Origin of the sequence: Treponema denticola, from assembly GCF_024181605.1 — a bacterium.
GTDB classification, from domain to species: domain Bacteria; phylum Spirochaetota; class Spirochaetia; order Treponematales; family Treponemataceae; genus Treponema_B; species Treponema_B denticola_B.
The window spans coordinates 218,831-238,465 of the sequence record NZ_CP054477.1 but is presented as its reverse complement, the minus strand read 5'-3'; the positions used below and the strand labels follow the sequence as shown (position 1 = coordinate 238,465).

Annotated in this window: 17 protein-coding genes, 1 tRNA gene and 1 pseudogene; 11 read left to right on the top strand and 8 right to left on the bottom strand. The window is 38.2% G+C overall.

The genetic code is table 11. The annotated features are described in order from the left end of the window. Positions 1-2: 2 nt before the first annotated feature. The 4 genes from E4N80_RS01030 to E4N80_RS01015 form a co-directional block, all read right to left on the bottom strand. Entirely contained in the window at positions 3-1,535 is a 1,533-nt protein-coding gene (locus E4N80_RS01030; RefSeq protein ID WP_253699742.1) for a peptidylprolyl isomerase, read from the bottom strand. A gap of 119 nt (positions 1,536-1,654) precedes the next feature. After that, positions 1,655-1,727, bottom strand: a tRNA-Lys gene (locus E4N80_RS01025). Between the two features lie 135 nt (positions 1,728-1,862). Continuing rightward, positions 1,863-2,633, bottom strand: coding sequence for a TPM domain-containing protein (locus E4N80_RS01020; protein ID WP_253699741.1), 771 nt, complete (start codon positions 2,631-2,633; stop codon positions 1,863-1,865). Continuing rightward, complete coding sequence (locus E4N80_RS01015) at positions 2,634-3,326, bottom strand: TPM domain-containing protein (protein WP_253699740.1); 693 nt, start codon at positions 3,324-3,326, stop codon at positions 2,634-2,636. A 324-nt stretch (positions 3,327-3,650) separates the two neighbouring features. Here E4N80_RS01015 and E4N80_RS01010 point away from each other — a divergent pair, with 324 nt between their 5' ends. Together E4N80_RS01010 and E4N80_RS01005 are read left to right on the top strand one after the other, a co-directional pair. Next, positions 3,651-5,057, top strand: coding sequence for a 3' terminal RNA ribose 2'-O-methyltransferase Hen1 (locus E4N80_RS01010; RefSeq protein WP_253699739.1), 1,407 nt, complete (start codon positions 3,651-3,653; stop codon positions 5,055-5,057). After that, positions 5,047-7,617 (top strand): polynucleotide kinase-phosphatase, encoded by a 2,571-nt coding sequence (locus E4N80_RS01005; protein WP_253699738.1) that lies wholly within the window; start codon positions 5,047-5,049, stop codon positions 7,615-7,617. Before E4N80_RS01010 ends, E4N80_RS01005 begins: the two co-directional genes overlap by 11 nt. Before the next feature lie 27 nt (positions 7,618-7,644). Here E4N80_RS01005 and E4N80_RS01000 read toward each other — a convergent pair whose 3' ends face one another. Next, positions 7,645-7,905, bottom strand: coding sequence for a SemiSWEET family transporter (locus tag E4N80_RS01000; RefSeq protein ID WP_002667363.1), 261 nt, complete (start codon positions 7,903-7,905; stop codon positions 7,645-7,647). Between the two features lie 243 nt (positions 7,906-8,148). On the opposite strand from E4N80_RS01000, the pseudogene E4N80_RS00995 reads away from it, so the two are divergent. The 8 genes and pseudogenes from E4N80_RS00995 to E4N80_RS00960 all read left to right on the top strand — a co-directional run. Further along, positions 8,149-8,280, top strand: a pseudogene (locus E4N80_RS00995) (radical SAM protein); the annotation flags it as partial. A gap of 99 nt (positions 8,281-8,379) precedes the next feature. Continuing rightward, positions 8,380-8,604 (top strand): DUF6364 family protein, encoded by a 225-nt coding sequence (locus E4N80_RS00990; protein ID WP_253699737.1) that lies wholly within the window; start codon positions 8,380-8,382, stop codon positions 8,602-8,604. Continuing rightward, a complete protein-coding gene (locus E4N80_RS00985) occupies positions 8,597-9,016 on the top strand; it encodes a PIN domain-containing protein (RefSeq protein ID WP_253699736.1) in 420 nt (139 codons plus the stop codon). Before E4N80_RS00990 ends, E4N80_RS00985 begins: the two co-directional genes overlap by 8 nt. Before the next feature lie 86 nt (positions 9,017-9,102). After that, entirely contained in the window at positions 9,103-10,299 is a 1,197-nt protein-coding gene (locus tag E4N80_RS00980; protein ID WP_253699735.1) for an MFS transporter, read from the top strand. Further along, positions 10,283-10,915 (top strand): endonuclease III, encoded by a 633-nt coding sequence (nth, locus tag E4N80_RS00975; protein WP_253699734.1) that lies wholly within the window; start codon positions 10,283-10,285, stop codon positions 10,913-10,915. The genes E4N80_RS00980 and nth overlap by 17 nt, the downstream gene beginning before the upstream one ends. A gap of 115 nt (positions 10,916-11,030) precedes the next feature. Next, the gene (gene pyk / locus E4N80_RS00970) at positions 11,031-12,446 is read left to right on the top strand and encodes a pyruvate kinase (RefSeq protein WP_253690531.1); all 1,416 of its coding nucleotides are present in this window, start codon (positions 11,031-11,033) and stop codon (positions 12,444-12,446) included. A gap of 12 nt (positions 12,447-12,458) precedes the next feature. Further along, the gene (locus E4N80_RS00965; RefSeq protein WP_253699733.1) at positions 12,459-13,400 is read left to right on the top strand and encodes an NYN domain-containing protein; all 942 of its coding nucleotides are present in this window, start codon (positions 12,459-12,461) and stop codon (positions 13,398-13,400) included. A 4-nt stretch (positions 13,401-13,404) separates the two neighbouring features. Continuing rightward, positions 13,405-13,914, top strand: coding sequence for a hypothetical protein (locus tag E4N80_RS00960; protein ID WP_253699732.1), 510 nt, complete (start codon positions 13,405-13,407; stop codon positions 13,912-13,914). On the opposite strand, the gene amrB is transcribed toward E4N80_RS00960, so the two are convergent. Then, entirely contained in the window at positions 13,911-14,795 is an 885-nt protein-coding gene (gene amrB, locus E4N80_RS00955) for an AmmeMemoRadiSam system protein B (protein WP_253699731.1), read from the bottom strand. The two genes, E4N80_RS00960 and amrB, sit on opposite strands and share 4 nt — an antisense overlap. 36 nt (positions 14,796-14,831) lie before the next feature. Next, a complete protein-coding gene (locus tag E4N80_RS00950) occupies positions 14,832-17,618 on the bottom strand; it encodes a DUF3160 domain-containing protein (protein WP_253699730.1) in 2,787 nt (928 codons plus the stop codon). Positions 17,619-17,734: 116 nt separating this feature from the next. Here E4N80_RS00950 and E4N80_RS00945 point away from each other — a divergent pair, with 116 nt between their 5' ends. Further along, complete coding sequence (locus E4N80_RS00945; protein ID WP_253699729.1) at positions 17,735-18,796, top strand: SAM-dependent methyltransferase; 1,062 nt, start codon at positions 17,735-17,737, stop codon at positions 18,794-18,796. A gap of 154 nt (positions 18,797-18,950) precedes the next feature. Here E4N80_RS00945 and E4N80_RS00940 read toward each other — a convergent pair whose 3' ends face one another. Beyond that, positions 18,951-19,595 (bottom strand): hypothetical protein, encoded by a 645-nt coding sequence (locus E4N80_RS00940; RefSeq protein WP_253699728.1) that lies wholly within the window; start codon positions 19,593-19,595, stop codon positions 18,951-18,953. Between the last annotated feature and the right edge of the window lie 40 nt (positions 19,596-19,635).

Below are 19,635 nucleotides of genomic sequence, written 5' to 3'. Positions count from 1 at the left end.
TATTATTTAAATAGATTCCCAAAATTATCTTGGAATTTGGAATTTGTAAAAATATAATCCATAAATGTTTTATGAGCAATCGGAAGAGGATAATTCATTCCCTGCATACTCATAATAGCCGCTATGTGATAATAGGGAAACCAAGCACCTGCTTGATTTTGATAATCCTTTTTAGTGCGGTCAAGAGTGTACTCATCAACTTCTTTTTCTTCTTCAAGAGTTAATACTGCAACTTGGGAACCGGCAAGGATGGGCTCTGAAATTTCCCCGCTCTTTAGTGCAAAAGCTTTTTTAAAGAAAGATTCATTTTTTTCAAGCGAGGTAAAAATACCTTGCGATGGAAGAGACGGAAGAGAACTTGCATTCCCATAGTTTATGCCGAACAAGTTTGAAGTTTCAACAGTTAGAGTTGTTTCTTCAAAATCCTCAGCAGCCGTTTCAAAACCTGCGGTTCTTGCAGCTTCTGCAAATCTATTTGCAGTCTGAAGAACATAATCTTCAAGCATACCCTTTTCATTTCGGTTCATATAATTTCGAATATTTGAAATAAGAGCTTCACTTTCAAAATCGGGAAGAGAAGGTTCTGCATTACATCTTACAATTCCGAACATTCCGTTTTGCATTGAAACTACCGGACTAAAGTCGGAAGGTTTTAAAGATAAAACAGCTTTAAGGTGTTCGTTATCGGGAAAATATCTATTTATATCCGTTCGATAATTTGAAGTAATTTTCCCGTTATCATCAGTAAGAGTTTTTGTAGCATTTAGAATAACCGCATCCTCAAAACTCACCTCTCCGCTTTTAAGCGAGGCTAACATCTTCTTTGCTTCTTCTTCGGTTGGATAGCTTAATAAGGATAAATCATAACTTGTAAAAAGATCGCTATGTTCTTCTCCGTATTTTACGATTTCGGAAGAAGGATAAAGGCTCAAATTAAAAACAACATATTTAAAGCTTCTTTCTTTTTTTGCCATATCTACAATAAAATCCGTTTCCTTGGAAGAGGTTTTAAGCCCATACCCGCTTCCGTTTCCGAACAAATCTTCTATATAACGATTGTCCTTAATGTATTTTTCAATTTCTTTTCGATATGTAACACGCGTAGTTTCGGGAGTGTTCTGATATTTGCTTTCAGAATAAACGCCGTTTTCATCCAAATAATAGTTTATTAAATCCTTATTTATACGGAATTGCGGAACACGGTATCCTGCACTTACAACCTCATCCTCCATAGCTACCTGCACAACAGCAGCTCTAAAAGCTAAGTATGAAATCTGGTTCCAAAAATATTCTTTCATTTGGGCATCTTCCGGCTCCATTTTTTGGCGATCGACATAATTAGTCAAAAAGTGATATTGATCCACAAAAGGAGATGATGAACTATTATCTATTCTTACCTTACCCCATTTACCGACGACTTTAAAACCTTGAGAAGCCCGATCCGTAATCATAGGAGCCGCAACGAAGGCAATTACTCCCAAAACAAAAACTATAATGCCCCCTATGGAAGCAACAATCTTTTTTGAACTAGCCATATAAACCTCTAAAAATGTAAATTTAGACTTAAAATAGAATATTAGCACTTATACGGTCACTTTGTCAATACATCGGCATTGAGCAAAAAAAAACGGAACCGATATAACCGATTCCGTTTTGAGCTATTCAGGATTCGAACCTGAGACCCACGCCTTAAAAGGGCGTTGCTCTACCTACTGAGCTAATAGCCCATTTTGCATTTGCAACGGGGGCTATAATATCATAGGTATAAATAAATGTCAATACTAAATTAGTCAAAAAAACATATTTTTTGGAAATTTTTAGCCCAAAAAGCAAGCTAAAGCGGATTTTTCCTTCAAATGACGTTACCAGCTTCCCGAAGCTCCGCCGCCTCCAAAACTGCCCCCTCCTCCTGAATAACCGCCTCCGCCTCCCGAAGAGCCTGAAAATTTAAACACACTTCTTGAAGTAAATAAATTAGTTACCAATTCCTGACCGGTAAATCCCTTCAAAGTTATCAAGCGGTACAAAATCCAGAAAAAGCACGGAATAAGTCTGCAAAAAATAAACCATATTATAAGTAAAGCCGTAAGTCCGATGATGATAGCAAAGCCGTCAGAATCATCATCAGAGGAATTGATTTCGGACAGCATACTTTCATCCTGTAAGGCACATCCTGCAATAGCTTTTACCCCTAGGAATATCCCGTTACCGAAATTCCCTGTTTTAAATTCGGGAGCTATTACATTCCGTATAATACGGCCTGCAGCGGCATCGGTAATACTTGCCTCAAGGCCGTACCCTACTTCAATACGCATTTTTTTATCGTTTACGGCAACAAGGAGCAACACACCCGAATCTTTTTCTTTAGAGCCAAGCTGCCATGTTTCTGCAACACGCAATGAATATTCTTCACAATTTTCTCCTTCGAGAGAAGGGATAGTTAAGACGGCTATTTGCACATCCGATTTTTTTTCAATTTCAAAAAGAAAATTCTCTATTTCAGTCTTTTGATCATCCGATAGAATACCGGCTAAGTCGTTTACAGGCCCTTTAAGCTTAGGTACATTAAGCGAAAAAATATTAACGGCCGCAGTAAAAAGCAAGATAGAAAAAAGCTTGATTTTTTTTGTCATCTATCGCTCCAATACCACAAGCCCGTCGGGGTATTCGTTCGGATTTCCTGCCGTTTTAGGAAAATGTTCTGCAAGAATTTTTCCACATTCTTCCACCGCCTTGCAGAAACTCTGCGTTGTCTTTTTTGACTTTAGGCCGGAAGTTATTATGCCGCAAATACTGTTCCATTTACCTTGCTCAACTTTTTCGGCAATACCGGAATCTGCGATAATAAAAACTTTTCTTTCAAGAATAGAAACAAAGATCAAAATACCGGTTCTTTCGGCAGTCTTATAAATTCCGCATTCTACAAAATGTTTTAAAGCTCTTGCATATACCCTTGCTTCCTTTATTTTTTTTGGAATTATTAATCTATCGAGAGCAGGAATATTTATCAGCAAAAAGAAAAGGAGCATTACAACGAAAACACCTGCCCCGATTACGGCCGTAAGAGTCTTAGGTGAAGGATACCAAAGTTTTGTTTCGAGTAATTTCCAAATACCGTTTCCGAAATAAAGCATAACAAAAAAAGAAATAAAGGCTAGGCAGACGGCAGCAAACAATTCTACAAACGAATAAGAATCACTTTGAGGAATAACCGCCAAAGCAATTTCACCATTTGTAGTTTTTTCCGCCTCTGCAACAGCATTTTTAATCAAATCCAAATCTTTAGGTTTGATGTGTATTTTATTTAATATCCGTTTATTTTCCATAGGTTACCTCTAAGGCTTATTCTATCATTTTTTAATAAAAATCACAAGCCTTGTAATTCTTCTTGCTGTAATTATTGAATTAAAGAACCTTTATAGCTTACTTGTGAAATTATCGGCAATATGTTAAAATACCGGCTGTTTATGATAAATTCAAGGAAGGTTTATTTTCAGCCGCTGAAATAGAGCGGCTGAAAAACACATCGAGTTTCGGTTTGAATATTTGATTGCCGAAACATCGCAGATTGTATGTACGCTATCGCGTACTAATTGAACAGCTTCCAAAATTGATATTTTGTTCAGCTGTTCAATTTTAAGGAAGAATAAATGCTTTTAACAATAAGTGCTAAAGGAAATAACTCGAATATTTTAAGTTTTTTGCTGCATAAACATCCCGATAAATTACAGACAGCAGAATTATCGGTAGGAAAGGCTCATGTTTTTTATCCCGAATACTCCCAAGAAAAAACAACGGCTGCTCTGCTTTTGGAAATCGATCCTGTCGGAATGGTGCGCAATGCAAAAAATTTTACGGGAAAGGAATTTTTACTGGGCCAATATGTAAACGACCGCCCCTATGTTGCTTCCTCATTTATGAGTTCTGCAATTTCAAAGGTCTTTTCAAGTGCCTTAAACGGTAACTGCAAAGAGCATCCCGAATATGTTGAAGAAGCTCTTTCCTTAACTGTAAAGATTTCGGTTCTTCCCGCTCCCCGCGGCGGCGAGCTTTTAATTAAAAATCTTTTTGAACCTTTAGGCTACAGTATCGAAGCCGAGCGTCATATTCTCGATACAAAATTTACCGACTGGGGTTACGGAAAATATTTTACTCTCATATTAAAAAATAAATTACCTATTAAAGATTTGCTTTCTCATCTTTATGTTTTAATTCCCGTATTGGATAATGAAAAGCATTATTTTATTACTCAGGATGAGGTCGATAAATTATTGCAAAAAGGAAAAGGCTGGCTTGAAAATCATCCTTCAAAGGATTTAATAGTTTCGCGCTATTTGATAAATATAAAATCGCTTGTGCGTTCGGCTTTTAATATTCTAGCTGAAGAAGAAAATGCAGCTCAATCCGAAACTGAAGAAGAATCGGATTCACCTCTTCAAAAAGAAAAAAAGGAAAGGCTGCATGACCAAAGACTAAATGCCGTTACCGAAAAATTAAAAATGAGCGGAGCTAAAAGCGTTATCGACTTGGGATGCGGAGACGGCAAACTGATACGGCTTCTTTTAAAAGAAAAACAATTTGAAAAAATTGCAGGCATGGATGTTTCATATTCCGAATTAACAAAATGCAAGGAAAGACTGCATTGGGAGGATATGCCGCCCAAACAAAAAGAAAAGCTTAGTTTATTTCAAAGTTCACTTATGTACAGAGATAAAAGATTTTCAGGCTTTGAAGCTGCTGCCGTTGTTGAAGTAATAGAACACATGGATGAAAACAGATTACCAGCCTTTGAAAAAGCTGTTTTTAAATTTGCAAGACCAAGTACCGTAGTTCTTACCACGCCGAACAGCGAGTACAATGTGCAATATGAAAATTTAGCAAACGGAAAAATGCGGCATACCGATCACCGTTTTGAATGGACACGCAAGGAATTTGAAACATGGGCAAAAAGAGTTGCCGATGAAAATAATTATTCCGTAGAATTTTTTCCGGTAGGCGAAGAAGAAAAAAATATAGGAGCTCCGTCACAGATGGCGGTATTTAAATATGCAGATTAATATACCCAAGACCTCACTGGTTTTACTTGTCGGAGTTTCGGGCTCCGGTAAAAGCAGCTTTGCACAAAAACATTTTGAAAAATACGAAATTGTTTCTTCCGATATTTGCAGAGGTATAGTTTCAAATGATGAAAATAATCAATCAGCTACAAACGATGCCTTTGAAGTTTTTAATTTTATTCTTTCAAAGAGGCTTCAAAACGGATTACTCACGGTTGCAGATGCGACAAACATTCAGCAGGAAGCAAGAAAAAAACTTCTCAACATAGCCCGTTCCTTTCATGTTCTTCCTGTTGCAATTGTTTTTGATTTACCTCAAGAGCTTTGTGAAAAAAGAAACGAAGAGAGGACAGACAGAAAAATTTCTTCTAGAGTTTTAAGACATCAGATGCAAAACTTAAAACATTCGTTAAAAAATTTAAAGAAAGAAGGCTTTAAAAAACTTTATATTCTAAGATCGGAAGAAGAAGTAAATTCCGTTACGGAAATTATCCGTGAAAAACTTTATAACGATAAAACCGATATGCACGGCCCATTCGATATTATCGGTGATGTGCACGGCTGCTATGATGAGCTTGTAGAACTTTTGCAAAAACTAAATTACAAAATAGATTCGGTAAACGATGACGGAAAAAATTACGGCTTCAATGTAAGCCATCCCGAAAACCGTACAGCCGTTTTTTTAGGCGATTTGGTAGACAGGGGGCCGGCTTCTCCTCAAGTTTTAAAACTTGTTATGAGCATGGTGCAGAACGGTTCGGCACTCTGTGTTCCCGGCAATCACGATATGAAGCTTCATAAAAAACTTAACGGAAAGGCAGTACAGGAAAAACACGGACTTGCAGAAACCCTTCAGCAGCTCGAAAATGAATCTGAAGAATTTAAAAACGATGTAAAAGAATTTTTATACGGTCTTATCAGTCACTATGTTTTGGATTCGGGAAAACTGGTTGTCGCCCATGCAGGCTTAAAAGAAGAAATGCAGGGACGCGGTTCAGGGGCAGTGCGTTCTTTTTGTTTATACGGAGAAACTACCGGCGAAACGGATGAGTTCGGGTTACCGGTGAGATATAATTGGGCATCCGAATACCGCGGCAGAGCAAAGGTTGTTTACGGCCATACTCCCGTTCCGAATCCGCAATGGTTGAATAATACGATTGACATAGACACAGGCTGCGTTTTCGGCGGAGCTCTGACTGCCCTCCGTTATCCCGAAGAGGAGTTTGTATCGGTTAAGGCAAAAAAAGTTTATTCGGAACCTGTACGGCCTATCGAACCCAAGCTTTCAGTTTCATTGCAGCATGAAAACGATGACCTCCTCGATATTGAAGATGTAACAGGCAGAAGGATTATTCAAACCCGATTAAAAAACAATATCCTAATCCGAGAAGAACAGTCCATTGCAGCACTTGAAGCGGTCAGCCGTTTTGCAGTAAACCCTAAATGGCTTATATATCTTCCGCCCACCATGTCTCCTTCGGAAACAAGCGGCCTTGAAAATTTTTTAGAGCATCCAATTGAAGCTATCGATTATTACAAAAGCCGCGGAGTTAAAAAAATTATTTTGGAAGAAAAGCACATGGGCTCCAGAGCAGTGCTTGTTATTTGCAAAGATACGCAGACTGCGGAAAAAAGATTCGGCATTGAAGATGAAGGTTTCGGTATTTGTTATACACGCACGGGAAGAAATTTTTTTAATGATTCAATAATCGAAAAAGAATTTTTAACAAAGGTTCAAAAGGCCTTAACACTTTCAAACTTTTGGGAAAAACAGAACACCGATTGGGTTTGTCTTGATGCGGAACTTATGCCTTGGTCTGTAAAGGCTCAACGTCTTATACATGACCAATATGCGGCGACAGGCTCATCTGCAATAAACGCTCTTTCGGGAGCGGAAAAAATTTTAAACCTCACAAAATTGAGAGGAATTGAAGGAGCAGAAAACTTATCAAATATTTTTACTCAAAAAAAAGTTTCGGTTGAAAAATTTATTGAATCTTACCGTAATTATTGTTGGGAAGTAAAAAGCATAGATGATTATAAACTCGCTCCCTTCCATATTTTGGCAACGGAAGGTGCTGTGCATACCGATAAAAATCACGAATGGCATATGGAAAACATAAAAGAAATATGTCTTGCCGATAAAACTCTTTTTAAAATTACACCCTATAAAATAGTTGATGTAGAAAACGAAAATGAAATAAAAGATGCAGTAGATTGGTGGTTATCTCTTACACAAAAAGGAGGAGAAGGCATGGTAATAAAGCCCTTCGATTTTGTTTTCCATGCAGAAAAGTACGGCCTCGTTCAGCCGGCAGTCAAGTGCCGTGGTAAAGAATACTTGCGTATTATTTACGGCCCCGAATATTGCGAAAAAGAAAATTTAGACCGTTTAAAGAAAAGGGGCTTAGCAAAAAAAAGAGCCCTAGCCTTGCAGGAATTTGCCTTAGGCGTAGAGGCTCTTGAACGCTTTGTAAAAAAAGAACCTTTAAGGCGAGTTCATGAAAGTGCCTTTGCAGTTCTTGCCCTCGAAAGCGAAGCTGTAGATCCGCGATTGTAGACATTGCAGCAGTGCGGATAATCAGTCTCAAAGTGCGGTAATAAAGGCAACCAAACCGAAAATTATGCCGGGTGAATTTGCAAAGGCAATGGGCCAGTCCCGTTTAGGTTTTTTCATAAGCCCGTATGTTACCCAAAGAGTACAGTTTATTGCAGCAACCAAGGGCTGAAGCCAATTTCCTTTCATTCCGTTTAAATTATTACTTATTTGCGGAATATACGAAACATACATTGCCATAGCGGTTGCGGTTGCAACCCATCCTAAAATCGTAAAAAATTTAGAGTTCATAATCACTTCCTAATCAACATACCCCGACGCAGAGCATCGGGGTATGTTGTTCTCATAAGGTAGTTGCAGTCGGCTTTAATACCTTTTGTTACGACGCATAGCGTCGGGGTATTAAACCCTCCGCACGAATAAAATTCCGTTCTTAAAATAAGAACAGGAATTCTTTCGATAGATTATAAATATTTTTTATTTTTAAGTCTACTGCCAGCAAGACCTTGTCAAGATTTTATGTTATAATATCTCATGCACTTTGTAAAAGCAAAAGGAATTTTATCTCCTAAAAACGGAATGAATATTTATCGGGGCTGCTCTCATGAATGCATTTATTGCGATTCAAGAAGTGAATGTTATCAAATGACTCACAGCTTTGAAGATAAGCAGCAATCTCAATTGGAATTTTTTTGATAGTTTTTTTGTCAATAAAATCTTGTTTTTTTTGGGAAAATTATATATAATAATTACAGGAGGGTTACAATGAAAAATATAACATTAAGCCTTGATGAAGATATACTCACAGCCGGACAAGAATATGCTAAACATCAAAATATTTCTTTCAACAGCCTGATTCGCAAATTACTTGAACAAACAATTCACCCTCAAAAAACCGAATGGCTTGATGATACATTTTCCTTAATGGATAAGGTTTATATTTCTACGGAAAAAAAACAATGGACAAGGGATGAGTTATATCGTGAATAAAATATTTATTGATACAAATATATTTGTTTATGCACTTGACAATCGAGACAATGATAAAATGAATAAAGCACGCAATATATTAAGAAAGGTAATTTATGAAAACAAGCCGGTAATATCCACACAAGTAATAAATGAATTCTATGTTGCCGCCACTAGAAAATTGAACATAGACAAAACTCTTATAAAAACCATAGTTCACAATTTTAAGAATATGGAAATTATAACAAGTGATTTACAATTGACAGAAAATGCTATAAACATAAGTATAGAATCACAGATATCCTTTTGGGATTCATTAATTATTGCTGCTGCTGAAAAAGCTAATTGTAAATTGATTATATCCGAAGATTTAAATTCAGGGCAAACATATCAAGGGATATCCCTTATAAACCCATTTCAACAGGAAATATAGCTACAAAACATCCTGTGATGAATTTTAAACAAAACACTCCGCCTTGACTATTCTTATAAAAAACAATATCATATCGATAATTCCTTATGAAAGATCTACGAAAAAGAACCTTTAATGTTTCAGGCCTTAGTTTCTTGGTTTATTCTCTTTCTTCTATTGCAATCTCGATATGCCTCGTAAATATTAAAAGAGACTTAAATTTTTCGCTTACGGAAGCGGGATTATTCGGAATGCTTTGTGCTATCGAGCAGATGATAATTCTTTTTATAAGCCCCATCTTTGCTGCCAAATTCGGCAAGATAAAAGTTTTGCGCACAGCTCTCTTGATATTAACCGCAGGGCTTTTTTTCTTTTCAAAAAGCATAAACTTTTTTACGGCTCTTTTAAGTGCTCTTTGTATGGGCTTGGGTGTTGCAAATATGGAAGCCCTGCTGACTCCCATAGTAAACGATTTATATCCGAACGATACGGGAGCAAAGATGAATATGATGCATGCCTTTTGGCCCTTGGGAACTTGTTCCGGTCTGATAGGCTTCGGCTATCTTCTTTCGATAGGAATAAACTGGAGATACATTTACATAGGCCTATCTATTTTTGCTCTATTGATTTGTTTTTCCTATCCTTCATCAAAAAAAATAAAACTTCCTCCTTCGGACGGAAGCAAGGCTGCCTTTAAAGAGATATTTTCCCTACCCTCCTTTTGGCTTTTCGGCCTATCCCTTTTTTTTGCAGGAGGAGCCGAAGGAGCTTTTGCCTTTTGGTCGGCTACATTAATTCAGCTTTATTTAAAAGCCTCTGCCTTTTATGCAGGAATTGTAACGGCGAGCTTTGCCCTCGGAATGTTTATCGGAAGATCCTTAAACAGCAAGGTCTTAAAAAAAGTTTCCATTCAAAAAGCGATAATAGTTTCTTCGATTGCTTCATTTATAGTCAGCCTATTATTTGTTTTTGTAAACTCGCTTTTCGGTTTGGCGGTGTTTTTATTTTGTATGGGACTTTGCCTTGCCTGCCTTTGGCCGACAATCCAATCCTTTGCCGCAGCCATCCTTCCTGTAGACGCAACAGCCCTTATGATTTTTTTATCCTGCTTCGGAGTTCCCGGTTACAGCACTGCAAGTTTTATTATGGGAATAGTCGGCGATAAATACGATTTGTTTATTGCATTTATCACGGTAGTACCGGTTTTTTTAATTTTGGTTCCGATTCTTTTTATCATGGGATGCAAGCTGTCGGGCTCACCTAAACTAAAACCGTTAAGGAAAAAAAATGAATTTATTGGATAAAGATAAAATCGAAGAAGTATACCGCCGCTTTAAAAAAAATAACCCTAACCCGAAAGGAGAATTACATTCTGCAAATATTTTTACCCTTTTGGTAGCGGTGGTACTGTCTGCACAAGCGACTGATGTCGGCGTAAATAAAGCAACGGGGCCTTTTTTTAAGGCAGCCGATACGCCTCAAAAAATGATAGAACTGGGTGAAGAAGGAATCCGCGAATACATTAAAACAATAAATTTATATCCGACAAAGGCTAAACGTATTTTTGAATTAAGCCGCATAATTCAAAATGAGTATGCAGGAAGGGTTCCCGACAGCATGGAAGAACTTATAAAACTTCCCGGAGTCGGCCGCAAGACTGCAAACGTGGTTTTAAACATGGGTTTCGGAAAACCCGCAATCGCAGTAGATACCCATATCCTTCGCACAGCCCCGCGTATCGGTCTTTCATCGGGCAAGACTCCGATTCAAGTTGAAGAAGATTTACTTAGAGTTACTCCAAAAAAATATTTACTAAATGCCCACCACTGGATTCTCCTCCACGGACGTTATATCTGCAAGGCCAGAAAACCGGAATGTGAAACCTGTTTTTTATCCGATATCTGTATGAAGAATTTATAAATGCCGAGTTTCATTCAGCTTAACTCCTCCGCTTAAAACAATTTGTTTTATCTTAGGTATTTGAATTTTTTTGCGATTTATAGTATCATAATATCAGAAGTTTTGGAGGAATCCCATGAAAAAAACAAAAATAGTATGCACAATAGGGCCTGCTTCCGACTCGGAAAGAGTCTTGGCAGAAATGTTTAAAGCCGGTTTAAATGTCTGCCGCCTTAATTTTTCGCATGGAAGCCATGAAGAACACAAGGTTAAAATAGATCGAATAAAAAAAATAAGAGAAGAGTTAAAAATGCCTATTGCACTTTTACTGGATACTAAGGGACCCGAAATCCGTTTGGGCCTTTTTGAAAAGCCTGTAGAAATTGTGCAAGGTCAGGAATTTATAATTACAACCAGAGATGTAATCGGAACAAATCAAATATGCAGCATCTCATATAAGAATATTGCCGCCGAAATTAAACCTAAAAGCAGAATCCTTATAAATGACGGATTATTGGAGTTACAGGTTATCGATATTTTAAACGATACGGACATAGAATGTGTCGCAGTAAATTCCGGAACCCTAAGCAGCCGAAAAGGTGTAAACATTCCCGGCTTGAGGGTAAACCTTCCTTACATGAGTGAAAAGGATATCTCCGATATCGAATTCGGAATTGAAAACGATGTGGATTTTATTGCCGCATCCTTTACACAAAGAGCCGACGATATTATCCAAATAAGAAAACTTTTGGAAAAACACAAAAGTACAATCGCCGTTATAGCAAAAATAGAAAATCAAGAAGGCTTGGACAACATAGATGAAATTTTAGCGGAAGCCGACGGAATAATGGTAGCCCGGGGAGATATGGGTGTAGAAATAGAGCCCGAAAAAATACCCCATCTTCAAAAGCAGCTGATAAAAAAAGCAAACCTTGCAGGAAAGCCGGTTATCACCGCAACTCAGATGCTCGAATCTATGACCCACAACCTGCGTCCCACCAGAGCCGAAGTTACAGACGTTGCAAACGCTATTCTCGACGGAACATCAGCTGTAATGCTTTCTGGAGAAACCGCAGCAGGCGAATACCCTGTCGAAACCGTGGCCATGATGACCTCAATTGCAAACTCTATAGAAGAAACATTAGATTATGAAAAACTATTTGCTGAAAATGCTTCTCTTCATGAGACAACAATCACAAATGCAATTGCAAGAGCCACCTGCTCCACTGCCCTGGCCCTTGATGCAAATGCAATCATAACGGCATCCGCTTCCGGAATAACCCCCAGAGCTCTTTCAAAATTTAAACCAAAGGTACCGATTATCGCAATAACGGAATCGCCTCAGGTTATGAGAAAGATGGCCCTCGACTGGGACGTATATCCGGTTTTAGCCGATCCTATAAAATCGACCGACAACATGTTCGATGTGTGTTCGCAAATTGCAAAGGACACAGGCCATGTAAAAAAAGGAGACATAGCAATCCTTACGGCAGGTATTCCTATAGGCAAGGCAGGATCTACAAACCTTTTAAAGGTAGAAATAATAGAATAAGGAAATAACAAAATGGAAAAAAAATATGCTATTTTAATTGACGGAGACAACATTGCACCTTCCTATCTCGACTCGATAATTTCAGAAGTTTCAAAAGAAGGAGATGTATTAATAAAAAGACTGTACGGGGACTGGACGACTCCCAACATGAACGGCTGGAAACCTTGGCTTGAAAAAGTACCTATCCGGCCCGTCCAGCAATTTAGAAACGGTCCTAATGCAACCGATAACACAATCATAATGGATGCCATAGAACTTGCAAACACCAATCAAGGAATAAATGCTGTCTGCATAGTTTCTACCGATTCCGATTATTACAGCCTTGCCCTCAAATTGCGGGAGTATGGGCTCTATGTTTTGGGCGTCGGAAAGTCCAATGCAAAACCTCTTTGGGTAAATGCCTGTAACGAATTTAAATATCTTGAAAACTTTGATGAAACTGAAGAATACGAAGAAGATGCAAAAAGCGGTAAAAAGTTTAAATCCCTCGAAGACCTTATATGCCATGCTTATAGAAATTCCCGTATGACCGAAGAAGGCTGGGTAAGCCTTTCCGACCTAGGAAATTCTATCCGTAACTTTATGCCTGAATTCGATCCCCGCTCTTACAGCCACAACACATTGAGAGAAATAATCGATGCTCTATCGGATGATTTTGAACTAAGGCCGGACGACAGAATACCGCCAAACTATTGGATAAAGGCAATAGGCCGCAAAAATGAAACGCCAAAAATAAAGGGAAAAATAAAACGGCTTATGAACCGTTACGGAATTATCGAAAACGAAAATGGAGACTTTTTCTTTTCATTCACAAACATCGATAAAAAATGCAGGGATAAACTTATAAAAGAAGGAACCCCGGTAAAATTCAGGGTGTTTAAGATGCCCAATCCCAAGGGCGAAGATTCAGCGGACAGAAATGGCAAGGCCGCCGAAATTGAAATAATAGGTTAAGCTTATGAAACAAGAAAAAGACAGGATAGTAAAATTTTTTACTTTGAAATTATGGCTCCGCATATCAGCTCTTGTAATCGGAGGCGCAATTTTTTATTTGAATATATCTTCCATGAAAGAGGGAGAGTATTCCATAATTGCCCTTATTTTTGGAACCCTATTTTTAGCTGCGGGTCTTTTCGAAAATTCGTGGTATTTTAATATCACAAAAGAACAGGCTATTCAAAAAGCAGGGATATTCTTTTTTCCAAAAACAAAAATTATAAATTTTTCGGCAATACACAGCATTGAAATTGAAACCTTCAAAAGGCCGGCCCGATTCGGCACCTTTACTGAAGTAAAAATGATATTGCTTGACGGGAAAACAATAGTTATAGACAACGATAAGACGAAGTTTCTTCAAAAACAGCTTGAAGAAATCGCCGAAGTTCAAGATGTGATAAGACGTCAAAATAATAAAAAAGCCGAAGACTTTTTTAATGAAGTCGCAGCCGATATTTTGAAGGAAGACTAATCTTCTTTCTCCCAAAAGTATGTAAAGAAGTAACTTGTTATGTCTTCAGGATCAGTTTCATCGCTTAGCTTATAGGCATTAGTATTTCTTTGAATTGTACATTGAGTTTTTTCTGTAAATAATTTTGAAAGCAAATACATTGCAGGTCTGTTATCGCAGATACCGAGCGTCCAAGCAGAAGGTTTTAAACTTGTCAAAAAATAGCGGGACTTTGCATCTTTTTCAGCTGTTTTTTCTATATCGGATTTATGCGAAAAATCGGAAGAAATTAAAAGGAAGGAATCCTTATCTTTGATAGAAAAAACTTTTGTTACCTTCTCATAAAGTTTAGTTGCAAGATTCATATTTACGGGAGGCTCTCCGTAATAAGCGATGGCAACAACCTTTGCATCGGGAAAGTATTTTTTTATGTATGGAATCAAGATTGAAACGCCGTGCTCATAAACAAAGACCTTATCATCAAAGGGCACATCAAAAAGGCGGGATAAGTGTTCAGCCTTATCCTTTTCGGAGTTGACAAGGCCGTCCTTAGTTTGCCATGATCCGTTTGTTAAAGAAAAATCGTACAGAGAAAGGCCCCAATGAGAAGGGCTTAAAATATAAAAAGTTTTTATCTTTCTTGCTTCGGCAAGTTCGGTAAACCAATCATCTATTAAGGCATCGGTTAGAAGATGATGGCTCACCGTCCCGCCCCAAGGCTTTGCTCCGTCCGGCAAAGAAGCTTCCTTGGGGATAAACCTCGTCTTAGGAGGCTTTTCCCCATCAGAGCTCCATGTTCGGAAAATTTTTTCAGTATCTTCCACCCCGTCTTTTTTGCCGATACAAGCCGTCAAACAAAAACAAATAAAAAAAACGGTACTTAGAAATTTTATAAATTTCATATTATCTAAAATTCATGTCCGGTAAAAAGGCTTCTTTTAAAAAGAAATATTCTGAGCCCAGAAAGGCTTTAAGTCTTCCATGTCCTCATTAGAATAAACCCTTTCTTTCCATTCTTCATTTGTCAGACGGTTAGATATGTCTTGTTCAAATTCATAGTAATTAAAACAATAACCGACAGCTATTCTTTTTCCGCCTTGAGCATCGTTTAAGGGAACATAAATTCTATAGGGAATACCGACAGCTGTTTCAAGAACAAAGCCTTGTTCACCATTTGTAAACACATCGGCAACCAAGGCCATACGAAGCTGCTCAGGCTCAACAACTGCATTTATGGAAGGCATAAGAATACGGGCAAGGAAGCCGGGCATCAAGGATATCCATTTTAGGTCTTTTTCAGAAACGGGTTTATCCGCAATTTCAAGCTTAACGATATCGGCAGCATGTAAGGCAGCGTCTTTTAACATTTCAAGCTTTTGTAAATTATTTTCATCTATGAGCTTATAAGGCTTTAATGCATTTATAAGAACATCCACAGAAGAAGCAGCGTTTTTCCAAAATGCTAAGTTAGGCTCTATATAGTGAACCGGAGCGGGAATCTTCTTCACTCTGTAGGTAAGTTCTGCATCGGGGCCGCCTCCAAGCTCTGCAAAAGCCTGTTTTGTATATAGAATAGTATCATGCCTTAACTCTGCCCATGTTCCGTGAGCCGACAATAAGGACTTTACACTCCATGACGGGCTTTCGGTAAAATAAAAGCCGGAACCTTGCTCAAAGCGAGCTTGCAAGCCTATCTCGTTTAGTGTCTTACCGTAATAAGTTTTTCCCAATATTTTGTCGGGAGAAGATACGGCTTCTTTTTCAATTTTATCAAGAATCGTTTTTAACTTAGGAAAATCGGAGTAGTCTTTTTGCAGTAATAAATCGGCAGCTTGCGAACCCAGCCCCTTCATAATATCAAGCCCCTTAACATGTGCACGGCCATACAGTCTGGGAGAGCTTACCAAGCTGTGAATATAAGAATCAAGAGTAAATCTCTGACCGAAAAGTCTCCAACCCATTGGAGGCTTTCTTTCTTCATCGCTACCTTCGGAAGCTGTGTAAAAAGCGGAAGCCCCGGCTATAGCCGGAGGTCTTAGTTTTTCATGAGCCGATTTCATAAATGCGAACAAATTGTTTTTATCGCTTGCCCATTTTTCAAAGTTCTTTACATCATAGCTTTTCCAGAGAGGCAAGACCTCTTTAAAAGATAAATCATCGGACAGACCGATTAAATCCGTTATAGGATCAAAAAGAGCTGACCACTTTTTATAAAGCTCTTCATCATTTTTTACAAGCTCGGTAATCAAAAGAGCTATGGGTTCCATGTTCAAAGTTAGAGCATAAGCATCGGAAGCAGTCTTGCCATCCTGTTCCAAAACTTCAGGCCCCTTATCTGCAATTAAAAAATGAGCATGTCCGAACCACATCATTGCTCTAAAATAAGCAGACAAGATACCGTTTTTTGTGTAGTGTCCTCTCGGTTTATATTGGGAATAATCTTCTTTTGTAAAAGCACCGTCTTCAAAAGTAAAAAGAGGAGAAACGGCAGGGCCTTGAGCCTTATCAATCAGATCTATTTCTTCACTTACCGTTTTGGGATATTTTGAAAGAACTTCATCTTTATTGGGCTCTTTATAAACAGTTTCATCAGAGCCGTATTTATCTTTTTCTGTTACGGATTTAGGAGCAAGTTCCAAGAGGGCACGGGCAGTTTGAAAATATAGTTTAGCCTTTTCTAAGGTTTCAGGTCTTGCCGTAGGAAAGCCTTTTTTGTTTACATTATTTAAACTATCGTCAAAGGCTGTTACAAGTTCAAGAAGTCTAGGCGTAAAAAAATTCTCTTCAATATTTTGTAATATCCTATCAAAAAGAAGATGCTTTGCATGGGCCATCAAATCGGTGGTAATAAAAACCGTAGTGCCGTCATTTCCACGAAGAGTCGGCGTATAATTATCTTCATATGATTCGTAATGATAACCATAATGATTTCTGTACAAGGCAATCATATCATCAGCGGACATCATATGCAGATCATATTCATCAGGTTTAACTTTTTCAAAAATTAACCTATCCCTTTCCAAAACAGCTTGATGAGCCTTGCTTAAAAATTCATAACCGAATACCGTATAAAACTCTTTAGGAGCACCGTTTGTTAAATAACGCATAGAAATAGCTTGATTTATTTTTAAATCATTCCCAATACCTGCAAGATCAGCTCCAAAAACAAGACCTTTTTCTCCGTTCCATGTTGTCTGATAAAAATAATTTTGATTTTCTTGAAACTTAAAAACACCGAAATCGAACTCATCATCGGCATCGAACGGAAGTCTTACCGGTTCTTCTTCAATACTTAAAACCGTGCCGAACGGAACAGGAATTCCCGCAGGCAGTTTTTTTAAGTCTTCTTGAGATTTTAATTCTGCATTAGGATAGAATAAACAAAGATCGCTTCCGACGACAGCGGTCGTTCCTTCTTGCACCTTATTGAAGGGGAAAGCTTTAAAAACAAGCTTATCTTTTAAATACTTTTGGTGGGCAGAAGGCGCACTCTGTTTTTTTGCAAATCCTACCTGCAAACTGCTGTCATACTTTACCTTTTCAAGAGACTTTTCTGCAAGCAATGATTCATCCATTTCCATATTCACATTTTCGGAAACATCATCTACCACCGCTTCATTAGGCTTAGGTTCAACGGCAGCTTCATCTTTTGCGTTGCAAGAAAAAAGCAATAAAACAGCCAACACCGGCACAAAAATAAAACTATTCTTTTTTAATTGAAACATTTTAAAATTCCTCCATAAAAAACGATATTACGCAATTTAATAATAGCACAAACGAACCCGATTGACAAGCTAAAGCAAAAAAAAGAAAATATACTTTTAAAAGAATACTAAAGATTATGCCGAATAAAGATGACTCCCGTATAAAATTATTAAAAGGCTGGGCTTGGCTTACCGTTCCTCAATTTGAAAATCATCTTCTCGATGAATTAGGAATTCCACATGGAGAAGCTCCTATGGAAATTACCCGTCTTCCAAAAGATGCCGCTGTCTACGGTAACATAGTATACAGAGAAAATTTTCCGAAAGATGTTTTTTGGAGCCGCCTTTGTATGAAAGAACCGTTTATGGCAGAGTTTTCGAGTATAAGCGAGGCTGCCGATATTTTGCGCTCAATTCAAAGAAACTGGGCATTTGTTCCGTTTAACTGTTTTAGGCGGGCAGAGCTCATCGAAAAAAAACTTCCCTTTATCAGCAAAAAAGAAAGGGATTTTCCCTACGATGTTCCGTCAGCCGAAATTGGGATCTGGACCCTCTTAAACGAAAATCAAATTCTCGCTTCGGCAAAAACTTCAAGTCCCTTCCCACGGGGAGAAATTTTCTTTAAGGAAGATAAGATAAATCCGCCGAGCCGAGCCTACTTAAAAATGTGGGAAGCCTTAACCCTCTTAAATTTTTACTTAAAAAAGCACCAAGAAAAAAACGGCCTTGCAGAAAAGGCCGAAGCCTTGCCCACAGCTTCTTCCGAAAAAAAGAATTCTCTGCCCGCAGCCGATTCTATCTGCCTCGATGCCGGAGCCTGCCCTGGAGGCTGGAGCTGGGTCTTGGACAGCTTAGGCTGCAAGATTATCGCAATCGACCGAAGCCCCTTGAGGCCTGATTTAATGGCAAAGAAAAATATAGAATTTATAAAGCATGATGCCTTTACCTTAAAGCCGGAAGACATAGGAAAAATAGATTGGCTTTGCTCCGATGTAATCTGCTATCCTCCGAGGCTTTATGATTGGGTTATAAAGTGGATTGACTCGGGACTTTGCGAAAAATTTATTTGCACAATAAAAATGCAGGGAGAACCCGATAACGAAACCGTTAAAAAATTTGCGGCAATTCCGAACTCAAAGATTGTTCATCTTACGGCAAACAAACACGAACTTACCTGGCTAAAAGCCCCATTCATATAACTGGGTATCTCTAAAAACCTTGTTGGATTTTAGAGATACCCGACGAGTTTTTCATAAGTCCTTATGTATCAATGACTTATGAAAAACATCGCAAATTAAATTTAAGGAAACCCTCTAAAAACTGATGTTTTTAGAGGCTCCCAACTGTAAATTCTTACTTACCGAAAAAGCCGCGCTGCCCTGCTTTTACCCATCGGCCGGGACTTCGGGACAAGACCGGTAAACCTATCTGATTGCATAACCAATCGGCAAAAACCTCATCTTCAAAACCTTCTAATTTTACCAAAAGAGTTTGCACACCGGGAAGCTCCGTCTTTCTTACGGCATCAACCGTTTCTTCCGCAATACGGGCAAAAGCAGCAGAGGCTGCCGAAATATTGGGATTACCGCAAGGAACATCAGCATCACGGTGAACAAAGATTAGCCGGCCTTGCGCTTTTTTAATATAGTAGTTTTTTAGAACAAGGGAAAGAGCTGCATTTGCCGAAACAAGATCGCTCATCGTTTTGTCTATAGAGATAGCATCCGTCCCCGGATATATTTTAGAATAAGCAGGAGCATCAAAAATCAAAATTGACGTATCGGCTGCAATATTTATATTTTTTAATTTAAGCGGAATAGCTTGAAGAGAAAAAAGAGACGAGCGGTTCCATTCGATTTCGGTAGTAACACCGCTTTCTTTATTATCTTCTTTATACTCCGAACTCAAACAAACCTTTAAGCCCTTATCCCTAAGCTTATTCGCAAGCTCTTGTGAAAACTTTAATCTATTATCCGTAATAAAAATTCCTAAATCCATACCTAACTATACCATAATTAACTATCTGCCGTCAATGACT